General features: G+C 46.2%; 12 protein-coding genes. 8 read left to right on the forward strand and 4 right to left on the reverse strand.

All coding sequences use genetic code 11. The features are described 5' to 3' along the window. Nucleotides 1-16: 16 nt before the first annotated feature. Nucleotides 17-1,306 (reverse strand): adenosylmethionine--8-amino-7-oxononanoate transaminase, encoded by a 1,290-nt coding sequence (gene bioA, locus HRU21_06955; GenBank protein ID NRA42032.1) that lies wholly within the window; start codon nt 1,304-1,306, stop codon nt 17-19. Between the two features lie 402 nt (nt 1,307-1,708). Continuing rightward, a complete protein-coding gene (locus HRU21_06960; GenBank protein NRA42033.1) occupies nt 1,709-2,887 on the reverse strand; it encodes a thiolase family protein in 1,179 nt (392 codons plus the stop codon). Nucleotides 2,888-3,130: 243 nt separating this feature from the next. Here HRU21_06960 and HRU21_06965 point away from each other — a divergent pair, with 243 nt between their 5' ends. Next, nucleotides 3,131-3,973 carry an EthD domain-containing protein gene (locus tag HRU21_06965; GenBank protein ID NRA42034.1) on the forward strand — a complete coding sequence of 281 codons (843 nt, stop codon included), beginning with the start codon at nt 3,131-3,133 and terminating at the stop codon, nt 3,971-3,973. 105 nt (nt 3,974-4,078) lie between these two features. Here the strand turns inward: HRU21_06965 and HRU21_06970 are convergent, their stop codons facing one another. Beyond that, nucleotides 4,079-4,711, reverse strand: a complete 633-nt coding sequence (locus HRU21_06970) for a carbonic anhydrase (GenBank protein ID NRA42035.1) — start codon at nt 4,709-4,711, stop codon at nt 4,079-4,081. Nucleotides 4,712-4,806: 95 nt separating this feature from the next. After that, nucleotides 4,807-5,889 carry a helix-turn-helix domain-containing protein gene (locus HRU21_06975; protein NRA42036.1) on the reverse strand — a complete coding sequence of 361 codons (1,083 nt, stop codon included), beginning with the start codon at nt 5,887-5,889 and terminating at the stop codon, nt 4,807-4,809. Between the two features lie 153 nt (nt 5,890-6,042). Between HRU21_06975 and HRU21_06980 the strand changes: the two genes are divergently transcribed. The 7 genes from HRU21_06980 to HRU21_07010 form a co-directional block, all read left to right on the forward strand. Continuing rightward, the gene (locus HRU21_06980; protein NRA42037.1) at nt 6,043-7,887 is read left to right on the forward strand and encodes a beta-ketoacyl synthase; all 1,845 of its coding nucleotides are present in this window, start codon (nt 6,043-6,045) and stop codon (nt 7,885-7,887) included. Between the two features lie 127 nt (nt 7,888-8,014). Further along, entirely contained in the window at nt 8,015-8,650 is a 636-nt protein-coding gene (locus tag HRU21_06985; protein NRA42038.1) for a hypothetical protein, read from the forward strand. Nucleotides 8,651-8,729: 79 nt separating this feature from the next. After that, complete coding sequence (locus HRU21_06990) at nt 8,730-9,230, forward strand: SRPBCC family protein (protein ID NRA42039.1); 501 nt, start codon at nt 8,730-8,732, stop codon at nt 9,228-9,230. 34 nt (nt 9,231-9,264) lie between these two features. Then, complete coding sequence (locus HRU21_06995) at nt 9,265-10,098, forward strand: FkbM family methyltransferase (GenBank protein NRA42040.1); 834 nt, start codon at nt 9,265-9,267, stop codon at nt 10,096-10,098. 39 nt (nt 10,099-10,137) lie between these two features. After that, nucleotides 10,138-10,716 carry a nitroreductase gene (locus tag HRU21_07000; protein ID NRA42041.1) on the forward strand — a complete coding sequence of 193 codons (579 nt, stop codon included), beginning with the start codon at nt 10,138-10,140 and terminating at the stop codon, nt 10,714-10,716. Nucleotides 10,717-10,761: 45 nt separating this feature from the next. Next, complete coding sequence (locus HRU21_07005; GenBank protein ID NRA42042.1) at nt 10,762-11,349, forward strand: lysophospholipid acyltransferase family protein; 588 nt, start codon at nt 10,762-10,764, stop codon at nt 11,347-11,349. 274 nt (nt 11,350-11,623) lie between these two features. Next, nucleotides 11,624-13,686 (forward strand): PQQ-dependent dehydrogenase, methanol/ethanol family (locus HRU21_07010; GenBank protein NRA42043.1); only part of this gene is annotated, 2,063 nt, incomplete at its 3' end.

Genomic DNA, 13,686 nt, shown 5'->3' on the forward strand with positions numbered 1-13,686 from the left:
TTTGGGGTAAACGTGCTCACAGTGCTTTCACCACTGTTTTCATGGCCGAGGTCAGCGTGCTTAACTCGGTTTCTGTGATCGAGTAGGGCGGCATGATATACACCAGCTTTCCGAAGGGTCTAAGCCAGACGCCTTGCTCAATAAAGCTTTGGGTGATCGAGGGCATGTCAACCGACTGGTGCAGCTCAATCACGCCAATGGCGCCTAAGATACGCACATCCGCAACAGCCGAGTAACTGGCTGCTTCCAAAAGCTCGCTCTTGAGCTGAGTTTCAATGCTTTTAACTTTGCTTTGCCAGTCAAAGCTTTGCAGCAATTCGATATGCTTATTAGCCACCGCGCAAGCCAAAGGGTTGGCCATAAACGTTGGCCCGTGCATAAAGCAACCGGCTTCACCATTGGAAATCGTGTCGGCGACTTCATCGGTGGTTAAGGTCGCTGCTAGGGTGATATAGCCGCCCGTTAGGGTTTTACCCAAGGTCATAATATCAGGGGCAATACCCGCATGCTGGCAGGCAAACAATTCGCCGGTTCGCCCAAAGCCTGTGGCAATTTCATCAGTAATCAATAACACATCGTATTGATCGCACAGCTCTCTAGCGGCTTTCAGGTAGTCAGGGTGATAAAACTTCATGCCGCCAGCGCCTTGCACAATCGGTTCTACTATCAGTGCCGCCAAGCTCTCGTGCAGGGTTTCTAGTTTGGCTTTTAAATCCTCAAGGCAAGCCTCATCAAACACCTCACTAAATTTAACCGAAGGGGATTCAGTGAAGTGTTGCTGCATCATGACATCAGCAAATAAATGATGCATACCGGTCACCGGGTCGCACACCGACATAGAACCTAAAGTATCGCCATGATAGCCATTACGCAGCGATAAAAACTGATGCTTGCTAGGCTTATTTTTTGCCTGCCAATATTGAATCGCCATCTTCATGGCCACATCCACAGAGACCGAGCCCGAGTCTGACAAGAAAACCTTGGTGAGCCCCTCGGGCGATAATTCAACTAGCTTTTGACAAAGCTTAATTGCAGGCTCGTGCGTTAGGCCGCCAAACATCACATGCGCCATTTTCTCGGTTTGCTCAACTAGAGCTTGGTTAAGCTCAGGATGATTGTAACCGTGAATCACCGACCACCAAGACGCCATACCATCAATCAACTTCTCGCCAGTGGCTAAATGGATATACACCCCAGCGGCTGACTCAACCAGCTGCATAGGCTGCGGGTTAGTCATCGACGAGTATGGGTGCCAGATATGCTCTTTATCAAACTGAAGTAAGCTTTGTAGAGTGTCTTTGTTCATGGGTATCAGCTTGTTTTGTTTAACTAGTTTTTTCAGTCAGAGGGCAGTGTAAGCGGTGCATGCTTTTCAAGGGCGATGCGAGTATGTCCATATACGCTTGGCTACCGAATAAGTGCAGCAGGCAACTTGAAAAGTCTGCACCACTAACTCTGCTGCAAGCTTGTCAAAAATTCTAGTGAGTTATTTGGGTATTGTTATGAGCCTTGAAAGGCTGAGTATACATTTTGCTTTTGGAAGTGTCTGCCGCGGGTAAACTTTTGCTCCTGCAAAGTTTACATATTATACCACCTGTACAAAACGCGGCAGCCAAGCGAACAAGGATGTATGCACAGCGTCTTCGGAGAATCAGCTGTATGATCAGTCGATTTCTATAACAGAAGGTTAGCCATGAATACAGCTAATTTAGATCATCTCAATTGCCATAGCCGTCGCTTCACCACCACCGATACATAACGACGCAATACCTTTCTTAAGGCCTTGGCGCTTAAGGGCGTACATCAAGGTAACCAATAAACGTGAGCCAGTAGAGCCAATAGGGTGGCCTTGCGCACAAGCACCGCCGTGTACGTTCACTTTAGCAGGGTCAAGATCAAATTCTTTGATTGCTAGCATGGTCACCATGGCAAACGCTTCGTTGATTTCATACAAATCAACCTCGTCTTTGCTCCAGCCAGTCTTATCAAATAGCTTCTGCATGGCGCCAACGGGTGCAATGGTGAAATTCTCTGGGTCGCGAGAGTGGCGCGTGTGCGCAACAATACGAGCTAATGGCTTAAGGCCTTGAGCTTCAGCTTCTGATTCGCTCATTAATAATAGCGCTGACGCACCATCAGAGATAGAGCTGGCATTGGCAGCTGTAATCGTGCCGTCTTTAGCAAACGCCGGGCGAAGGCTAGGAATCTTATCGATTTTAGCGGTTAATGGCTGCTCATCGTCTTTAACCGTGGTTTCACCGCGACGGGTTTTAATCACAACTGGCTCAATTTCATCATCTAAAGTGCCATTGTTAATCGCTTCTTGTGCACGGGTTAAAGATTGAATCGCAAACTCATCCATGCCTTCACGAGTTACGCCGTGCTCATTAGCGGTATCTTGCGCGAAGCTGCCCATCATACGGTCGGTGGTGGCATCGGCTAAGCCGTCAAAGAACATATGGTCTAAAAATTGGCTGTGGCCAGTGCGAACACCAGAGCGCGCACCCATCACAAGGTGAGGGGCGTTGGTCATGCTTTCCATACCACCGGCAATCACCGCCTTGTTGGTGCCTGAAGCAATCGAATCGTAAGCGTACATCGCCGCTTGCATGCCAGAGCCACATAATTTATTTAATGTCACGGCGCCGGCTGATTGAGGAACGCCTGCATTTAACGCCGCTTGTCGCGCAGGGCCTTGTTTAAGACCAGCCGACAGAACGTTACCCATAAAGACTTCATCGATTAGCTCAGGATTAATACCACTGCGCTCAAGGGTCGCTTTAATCGCCACGGTACCTAATTCAACCGCTGTCACATCGCTTAAAGAACCCTGAAGGCCGCCCATTGGGGTACGTGCACCGTCTACAATCACTACCGATTCAGTCATAATGTTTTCCTGTATTTAAAGAGTCAAAGGCGGCTAAAAAAGCGCGCTAACTAAGCGTCAGTTTAAAAAGTGGCGCAAATTTTAGCACAAAAGCCATTACTGTGGTTTTAATCTGGGGGTATTTTCGAGTATTTCAAGCTGTTGGCTCAGCCCTGGCTGTCTGGTTTTTAATGCGATAGCACTTGAGAAGCACAAGGCGATTCTTTAAGTTTTATAGATAAAAATCAAAAAAGAAGCTTCACCATGTACCTTGTTTCCCGGTTTAAAACCATAGTTCTATTATCCATAACGGTGGTGGCCGTTTTTCTTCTCAGCGGTTGTGAGAAGATATTTCCGCCTAGCCCTTATAACTGCGAAAACCTGCCCGAGGCTTATCAGAACTTACCCGAGGATAATCGCTATCATTTTGTGTTGTGGCGCGATGCGGGTATGAGTCAAGCCGCTTTTGATGAGTTGCTGTTTAATCAGCTTACGCCAGCCATCTTAGCTATAGACAGTGACTCGATTCGTTATTGGGTTACCGACCCATCAATTGAAAGCCTAACGCTCAGGCAAAAGCCCAGAGACGATGGGGCTTTATTGGCTGCAATTGTGTCGGTCAAAACCGATAGCAAAGAGGATGCTACTCGCCTTTATCAGTGGCTGAGCGAGCAAGTGCATTTTGCCTCAGCTTATCAAGTTCAGCATAGCCTGCCGTTGGATTATCAAAGAGACTGGCCAGTGGGTGAGGCTTCACCGGGTATTGTCTCAGTGTCCTTATTTAAACGTAAAGAGGGGCTAGATGCGAAAGGCTTTAAAGATTATTGGCACTGCTCACATACGCCATTTGCATTAGAGATTCACCCCTTATGGCGTTATGAGCGAAACGTGGTGGTGAAAGCGCTAAGTGCCGATGCGCCAGTTTACGAAGGCATCGTGCCTTTGCATATGCAAAAAGATGAAGACTTAACGGATTTTTCTAACTTCTTTGCTGCTGATGGTAACTGGGCAATTTATAATGCGATGCGCATTCAAAGTGATGTGAGTAATTTTATTGATCTGGATCATATCGAAGCCACGGCGATGCGCGAATATGTGATGCGGTAAGGATTTATCGCTAAAAGCACTACACTGCTTGAGTAAACATCTTTTAGCGCAACTGGCGTTCTAGCTTTAGTGTCAAGAACGCCATAATAGATCAGTTAGAAGAGATTATAAAAAGCTCACTTCACCCGATTTCACATCGTACATAGCACCTGCGATGGTGATTTCACCGGCCTCAATCATCTCGTTCAAGACCGCACTTTTTGCTTTCAAATCAGCAATCGCAAGTTCAACGTTTGCTACCGCAACTGAATCAACGAACTCTGCGTTGGCTGAACTACGGTCTGTACCTGCTGGTGTTTCAACGGCATCAACAGCCGGTGTGATTTTAGCTAGCATTTGTGTGAGATTGCCAAGCTCAGCCTTGTCACAAGCGCCTTTTACTGCGCCACAAGCGGTATGACCCATGATCAAAATCGCTTTGGCACCGGCTACTTTACAAGCAAACTCTAATGAGCCTAAGATGTCTTCATTAACAAAGTTACCGGCGATACGTGCGTTAAATACATCACCGATGCCTTGGTCGAATACGATCTCAGTCGGGATGCGAGAATCGATACAAGATACTACAGCAGCCAATGGGAATTGACCTGAGGCCGTATCAGAGATTTGTGACGCATAATCACGAGCAAGCGGGGATTTATTAACAAAGCGTGCATTGCCTTCTTTGAGTAAAGCAATCGCTTGAGCTGGACTTAATTGTGCTTGTGATTCTGAATTCATAGTGGCAGCGGCTGTCATGGTTACTCCTGATTCTGTTACGTCTTCGGTGTTAGGGGGCGTATGTGTTCTTTTGTAGTCAGTTTTATAGCATGAGCTGAAAAAATGAGCGCAAATCATACCATGCGTTCTGTCGGGCTCTCAATTGCCCCTTCAAATAACTTAGCTCTAACATTCAATCGATACTGCGAAGGCGAGAGTTGCGTCACTTTTTTGAACAGGCGCGAAAGGTGCGGGCTATCGTTAAAACCACAGATCAAGGCAATTTCTTCAATGCCGGCATTGCTGTCTCTCAGTAGGGATTTAGCCAGATCAATGCGAATGGTTTGCTGATATTGGCCGAGGGTTAAGCCTGTGGCAGTTTTGAAGCGGCGCTGCAGGCTTCTTAGGGAAATGCCTAAATTTTTTGCCAAGGCCTCACTGTTTAATCTAGAACTGAGTTCGCGTTGCAGCGCGTCTTGTGCCTCAGCCACAAGTTCATCATTGAGAGCGGAATGCCCATGATCTCTAAATAGTTGCTCTTGCAGTGGCTGCCTAGCTTCTGGTGAGAACTGATTGGCGATAGCGTGCGCAACTTGTGGGCTATACATTTGCTCAATTAAATAAATACATAAATCGGCTAGCGCATTGACTGAGCCTGCACAAAATACATTACTGGATTGCGTTATTCTATGCGATCGCTTCCAGCGTATTTTGGGGAAGCGTTTCTCCATTTCATCAAAATAAAACCAATGGGTAGTCGCAGCTTTGCCGTCTAAAATTCCGGCGACAGCCAACAGGGTAGAACCCGTGCCAGACGAGCACATGCGCACGCCGCGACTCTCCTGTATTTGCAGATAATCAATCAGCCCTTGACTACTATTGGCCGCATTAAGAGGATGGCGCCAGTAACTTGGTATCAAGATCAAGTCTGGGGTTTGCTCAGTTGCGGCCGCTGCACTTAGGTCGGCGCTGAAGGATAATCCGGCATGACAAGGGTAGTGGCCTTGTCGCTCGGCAACCAATTGAATCTGTATCTGGTGTTTAGCGCGATCGGCGCGATCTTGCAGTTGCGTTCGGGCGCGCTCGGTAGCAGCGCAGAGCATTTCAATTGGCAGAGAAAAGGATGAAGACAGGGTGCTGGCGCTGAGCAAGACATGCACCAGAATTGACTCCTTAGACTCCTTGCTGAAGTGTTTTGCTATATATGACTGACTCATCAAGTGACGCTTTTATACTGTATTGTGGCGCTATTATTCTATTATCCGTTGGCTGTGTCTATACAATGCGGCAGCACAAATATAAAACGTCTAGTCGATAGCGTCATTGTCTGTTTAAACACTTTAGATGTATTGGTTAATAAGGATAAATAAATGCTCAACTTGCCTGTGATTGTTGGTTTTGGTGGTGTTAACGCGGCCGGTCGTGCCTCGTTTCATCATGGGCATAACCGTATGGTGTTTGATGCACTGAGCCAAGATAAACAGCGGCAAACCTTGCAGTCTTTGTCGGCTTTAATGGGTGTTGAAGCCTCCGATAAGCAATTTATTTTAGCTAACTCGCTGATTCGTAAAATCTCTGATTCGCACTTTGATACCACGAGTATTCCTTGGAACCGCAAAATTATCGCCAAGGCGGGTGAAGATCAGCCGATTATTTTTGAAGCGAAAGCCAAGTCATTACCGGAAGTTTTACCACACAATTGGACGGTTCAAGACTTAGGTGCGGGTCAAGTGCGCATAACTGCTACCGGTGATAGCGATTTTATGATTCCGGCGATGCGCCAGGCCACTGTCACCAGTGCTGGCATGCTGCCAGAGGGTTTCAAACCTGGCGCGGGTTATCAATCGCGCAACCACCCTCGTGGTATTGAAATGACTGTATACGGCGCCTCGGATGCGCTCAATTCGATGGGCATCGATTGGGACCTGGTGCGCAGCAAAGTCTCGCCCGATTATATCAGCGTCTATGCCGGCTCTAGTATGAGCCAATTAGACAACAACGGCTATGGCGGTATGATGAAATCTCGCCTAACCGGTAAAAAAGTCACCTCAAAGCACTGTCCATTTGGTTTTGCCGAAATGCCGGCCGACTTTATCAACGCTTACTTGCTCGGCAGTGTCGGTACTACCGGTACCGCAATGGGTGCCTGTGCGTCATTCCTATACAACTTGCGCATGGCCGTGGCCGATATTCAGTCGGGTAAAGCGCGTGTGGCAATTGTGGGGAATGCGGAGTCGCCAATTTTGCCTGAGATCATGGAAGGCTATTCGGCGATGGGGGCTTTGGTCACCGATGCCGAACTGCGTGAATTAGATGGCAGTGATGTGGCGAATAACCGCAGAGCTTGTCGTCCATTTTCAACCAATAAAGGTTTTACCATTGCTGAGTCGGCGCAGTTTATTGTGCTGTTTGATGACGCTTTGGCGATGGAAATGGGCGCCACGATTCATGGTGCGGTCGGTGAAGTGTTTGTGAATGCCGATGGTTATAAAAAATCGATTTCAGCGCCTGGCGTGGGTAACTATGTGACCGTGGCGAAAGCCATGGCTGCAGCGCGCTCGATTATTGGTGAGAAAGCCTTCCGTGAGCGTGCCTTCTTCCAAGCGCATGGCACGTCTACACCGCAAAACCGTGTGACGGAGTCGCATATTATCAATGAAGCGGCCAAACATTTTGGCATGGATAACTTTTTAGTGGGAGCAGTGAAGAGCTATTTGGGGCACTCGATTGGTTGTGCCGGTGGCGACCAAATTGCCGCGTCTTTGGGTATTTTTAACAGCGGTTTATTCCCAGGCATTACCACCATCGATCATATTGCTGACGATGTGCATCACAGTCATTTGCATATTCCTATGCAGCACGTTGAGGTGGGGCAGCAGGGCTTAGATGTCGGTATTATCAATGCCAAAGGCTTTGGCGGCAATAATGCCACAGCAACCTTATTAGCCCCGCATATCGCTGAGCAACTGATTGCGACTAAGTATGGTGCGAGTGAGATTTCAGCTTACAAAGCCGCAAATGAAGCGGTGCGTGAAAGTGCCGCCACTTATGACGAAAAGGCCTTAAGCGGCGACCCACAAACGATTTATCGTTTTGATTATGGGGTTTGCGATGAAAATAGTGTGCATTTTTCTGATGGTAAGCTTGCGATTGATGGCTTTGAAAGCGATATCGATCTAACAATTAAATCAGCTTATGCTGGCTTGTTGGGTTAAAATCAGTATGATGCTTGGCAGAATTTGAAATTCGTCTGTGTTCTAGTCAAAATTTTGCCTTAGTCACTTTTTGCACTTTTATGCACTTTGCAAACATTTAACTGCTGCCAATGAGTTTGTTTTAAGCATGTTGAAAGATGCTTCAGATATTAGCTTCAAGCTATTGATTTCAGAGAAAAATATTCTTATTGACGAGATGGATATTTGTTTGCCTTGTCAACCTTGTGCCGCCTCGTCGCTACGCTTACCTGAAACAGATAATGCAATAAATGAGGCGGAGTCATCGCTTGGCCAGACATCTATCTTTTTCAGCATCAATCCCTCTGTTTTAATTCATTTGTTTGATCAGCAACAAGCTTTGCAACCTTTGCAACCTCTGCAACCTCTGCGACAACGCCAGTCTTCCGTAGCGGCTGGCGTATCTGTTTCGGCGTCTAAACAACAATCAAGCCAACTCTGCTTCAGCTGTGAGTTACACCTTGAGTATCAGAGCACCTTGATTAATGTGTCTGGCCAGGTGCTATATGTTCTGCCTGATCTTAATGTGTCTGATTGCGATGACGCTAACGCACAAGTTGACATTGAATTTCAATTTGATGATCCGAAGTCGATGCAGGCAAAAATGATTCTACAGTTGGTAAAAATTTGTCAAATGCGCAGCCAGTTAGAATTGGAGTCTTCTTGTGATTTACAAAAAGCTGCCAAGAAATGGACCGAGACATTTGCTTCTGATTTTGCCCGCGAATTTGAGCTAAAGCCTTAACGCTGCGGGTTTATGGTATTCAACACCAGCAGTATGCGTCTAATTTACTTTTGAAATAATAATAAGAGTTTCAGTCAATATGAGTCGAGCAATTTGTTACAAAGTCACCCTAGATATGCCGCGCGATAAAGCATGGTCGATCATGCAGGATATTACCGTGCCTCATAAATATGTGCCTGGTTTAATTAAAACAGAAATGCACACCGAGCAAACGGAAGGCGTAGGTGCGAGTCGGCGTGTATTTAAAAAAATGATGGCAATGGATGAGACTGTTACTGATTGGCGCAATGGATTTGGGTTTACGATCCGCTTGCATGATGGCGAGAAAGATAAACCGTTTCCTCAGTCGAGCTTTGATTATGCGCTAGAGGATGGGCTTGATCCTGAACACTGTATTTTTACAGCCACCATGACTTACAGCTTCCCATTTGGTGCACTTGGACGGTTTTTAGATAGCCTGTTTATTGCACCGATTGTTAAAGGTGAGATCCGCGATGTGGCGCTAGCAGTTAAATATTTTTATGAGACCAACAGTTCGCCGTCAAAAGCTGACCTTAAGTCAATGCGTCAGCAATTTTAACGAAACTTTTTAGATATTTTTAACGAGATTCTTCATGCAGGCTTACCCGCTGGATTTGCTTGGTGCTCAATTATTGGATAAAACGCTTGCGCAACATGTGCATATGTATGTTCATGAATTCGGTGATCAAGTCATATCAAAAACGATTAAAGAGTTTGGCGTTTGGGAGCCGTTTGAAACCAAGCTGCTGCTGGCTTGCCTTGCTAAACAGCAAAACTTTGTAGATGTTGGTGCCAACCTTGGTTATTACTCACTGATTGCGGCAAAACATTTTCCTAGTCTAAGCGTGTTTGCATTTGAGCCAGAGCCCGCTAATTATGCTTTGCTGCAGCAGAGTATCGAACTCAATCAACTGGAAAATGTTTACAGTTTTAACTGTGCCTTGGCCGATAGTGACGGCAAGGGAGAGCTATTTTTATCTGGAGATAATTTTGGCGATCATCAAATCTATGATCGTGGTGAATCTAGGCAAGCAATCTCAATCGACCTGCGCCAAGGAGCCGCATTACTGTCGCCCTATATTACCATGATTGATGTGCTGAAGATTGATACTCAGGGTGCTGAGTTCTCTGTTATACAAGGACTGTTGCCAATATTGCAGCACAGTCCTAAGATTCAGCTGATTATTGAGTTTTGGCCATTTGGGTTGAAAAAGCAGGGCACACATGCAGATGATTTATTAGATTTATTATTGGCCCTTAAACGTCCTGTTTTCATCATTGATCACATAGAGCATTGTTTAATTCCCTGCACAGAGGGCGATTTGCGGCCATGGATTAAAAGTTTAGATGTTGATGCCGATAATGAGGGTTTCATGAATCTNTTTTTTGGTGAGCCNCCTGCGCAAATACCCATTGCGCGCGTTTAATCATCTACTATTGAGCGATTTTTCAGATGAGTTTTATTGATGAAAGAAAATGTAATTGAAGCCCTTTTGCANCGTAACTCATGCCCTAAGCTAGAAGCTCCGGCTCCCTCAGAGACTGAGCTTGAGCGCATCATCAGTGCGGCGCTGAGGGCACCAGATCATGCTTTATTAAGGCCATGGCGCTTTGTGATTATTCAGGCGCAAGGTCTCGATAAACTTGCGGGAGCTTTACTTGCCGCTAAACAAGCCGAGGCCAAGGCATCGGGTGATAGTTTGACTGCCGATGAGGTACAAAAACTGCTCCAAAAACCACACCGAGCCCCCTTAATTATTGCACCGGTGTTGCATTATCAGTCACACCCTAAAGTCCCAGAAGTCGAGCAGACACTCTCTCTTGGCGCTGCTTGCCAAAATATTTTATTGGCTGCTGAAACATTAGGTTTTGCGGCTATGTGGCGAACTGGCAGCCTGGCGTTTAGTGCAGAAGTGCATCAAGCATTAGCACTGGCTGATAATGAAAAGCTTATGGGCTTTATTTATCTGGGTACCCCTGCAGTAGGTGCGAAACGAAAATCGATTCCGCAGCACGAAGCGGGCGACTATATGCGCTTCTTATAATGGCTTATAACGACGTAATAGTTATCCATTGAGTAACTGCCTACTATGACTATTTTTAATACGCCTATCATCACGGCTTGTTTGCGCCTTGTTGCGATAAGCTGCGCAAGACTAAGCGGCTGGCAAATGCCTTCATCTAAGCCTGATGTGGCAAAGGGCATCCTTATTGGCGCGCCGCATACCAGTAATTGGGATTTTCCGTTAATGCTAATGGCCGCATTGATTATGCGCCTTGAAATAAACTGGATTGGTAAGCATACGCTATTTTGGGGGCCATTAGCGCCTATCATGCGCTACCTTGGCGGTACTGCGATTAACCGAAAGGCCTCGCAGAATTTTGTTGACGCGGTGGTAGAGCAGTTCCAATTACAATCGAAGTTGTTGATAGTTATTTCACCGGAGGGCACACGTGCCCCAGTAAAAAACTGGAAAACTGGCTTTTATTTTATGGCGCACCTCGCTCAAGTCCCTATTGTAATGTCATATATTGATTATCAAAAAAAGCAGTTAGGCATTCATCAGGTTTTGTATACTTCCGGTAACGCTGAGCAAGAAATTGCTGAAATGCAGGCGTTTTATCGACAAATACCGGGTAAGCACCCGCATAATTTTGATGGCTATGACGCTCCTTAGAACTGATGACTAAAAACGCGCTGTAATAGTCATAGGCTATATACTTTGGCACTACTTTTGAGTCATTAAATCAGAAGGCAGTTTCATTTATCCAGTGTTAGTCAGTGGCCATCTTTTTCCATGCATACAAGCCTACAAAAGTAAAAATGTCATAATAATGTCACCTTATAGCTGGGTATGACAATGCTGCAATATTTGCGAGTTCATCCAGAAATAATAAGGCGGCAAGCACAGCTATGCTACACTCAATTTTTAATACTATTTAGAGTTTTCAATGCCTCGATACAGCGACAACAACCCTCACGAATTCGTTTTTTTCAACCACCGTCGAGTAAGCAGCTTTCGCTTCTCATTGTTTTTATCACTGCTGTTTTGTTTATTAACAACAGGTACGGCCAATGCCAGTGAGGCTGAGGAGAAAGAGCCGCAGGCAGTATCTACTCAACGCATAAATGCCATAGAGGCGAATAAAGAGTCTGATTGGCTTGTGCATGGCTATTCCAATAGAGAGCAGCGACATAGCCCTTTATCGCAGGTTAATACCAAAACAGTAGCGCAGCTAGGTCTCAGCTGGTTTTTTGATACGGATTACCAACGTGGCCTTGAAGCAACACCGATTGTTGCAGATGGCGTCATGTATGTGCCCGGAAATTGGAATATTATTTATGCTTTAGATGCAAAAACGGGTGAGTTAATTTGGCGATATGACCCTGAGGTACCGAAATCTTGGGGAAAAATGGCCTGCTGTGATGTTGTCAGCCGAGGCGTTGCTTTTTGGCAGGGTAAAGTTTTAGCGGCCACCTTAGATGGCCGATTGATCGCGATTGATGCCGCCAGTGGCGAAAAAATTTGGGAGGTAGTGACGTTACCCAAGCATTTGGATAAAAATTACCCTTATACAATAACCGGTGCTCCGCGTGTTTTTAAAGGTAAAGTCATTATTGGTAATGGCGGTGCAGAGTATGGTGTTCGAGGTTTTGTATCGGCTTATGATGTCAATACCGGTGAATTAGTATGGCGATTCCATACAGTTCCTGGTAACCCGGAAGATGGCTTTGAGAGCGAACTGATGGCTAACGCTGCCGATACTTGGAGTGGTGAGTGGTGGCAGTATGGCGGTGGTGGCACTGTATGGGACTCGATTGTCTATGATCATGAGCTAGATCAAATACTGTTAGGCGTTGGCAACGGCTCGCCATGGGATAGAGAGGTGCGAAGTCCAGGTGGCGGCGATAATTTGTATTTATCCTCTATTGTCGCGCTTGACCCTGATACAGGTGCCTATAAATGGCACTACCAAGAAGTGCCCGCTGAAAATTGGGATTATACGGCCACCCAACATATTATGCTGGCGGATATGAATTGGCAGGGTGAGAACAAAAAAGTTATCTGGCATGCACCCAAGAATGGTTTCTTTTTTATCATTGATCGCGAAAATGGTCAGCTACTCTCTGCCGAACCCTATACTGAGGTCAACTGGGCTAGTCATTATGATATGAAGACGGGTCGCCCTGTGGAGACCGAAATAGCAAATTACCAGCAAACAGGCGGCTCTGATTTTATTCAGCCTTCTTCGATTGGTGCGCATAACTGGCACCCTATGGCGCATAACCCTGATACCGGCTTTGTTTATATTCCGCTGATGCGATCAGCATTCCAGTATCAACAAGTAGATCAGTATCAGCATCAAGCGGGGCATTGGAATACTGGCGTCGTTGATGCAAAACCTTATCCTGGTACGCCGGCAGAATTAAACCAAGCTATTTTAAATAAAGTGACTACCGGTCATTTGATCGCCTGGGACCCTAAAACCCAATCCGAACAATGGCGTGTTGACCATTCGAAAACCTGGAATGGCGGTATTTTAAGTACGGCTGGCGATTTAGTTTTTCAGGGCACCGATGATGGAGAGTTTCGTGCTTACCATGCGGCAACTGGTGAGCAACTGTGGCAATTTATTGCGCAAACCGGCATTGTCGCAGCACCTATCAGCTATGCGGTGGATGGTGAGCAATATATTGCGGTATTGGCTGGGCGGGGTGGCGCATTCAGTTTAATAGCGGGTAATGAGGTGCCTAAAGAGCGCCCATTTCACTCTAGAATATTGGTATTTAAGCTAGGCGCTTCGCAGCATTTACCGCCGGTAGTTAATCAGGTTCAGTATCCGGAGTTGCCTGATATGCCTGTTGTTAGCGATGAAACCTTAGCGTCTGGTTTGGATCTTTATCATCGTTATTGTGCGGGCTGCCACGGTTTTAATGTCACCAGTAATGGTGGTATTCCTGACCTGAAACACCTGCCTGCGGTTTTCTATGAGAAATCGATGTTTGACATGAT

The sequence above is a fragment of the Pseudomonadales bacterium genome, assembly GCA_013215025.1.
Lineage (GTDB): Bacteria > Pseudomonadota > Gammaproteobacteria > Pseudomonadales > DT-91 > DT-91.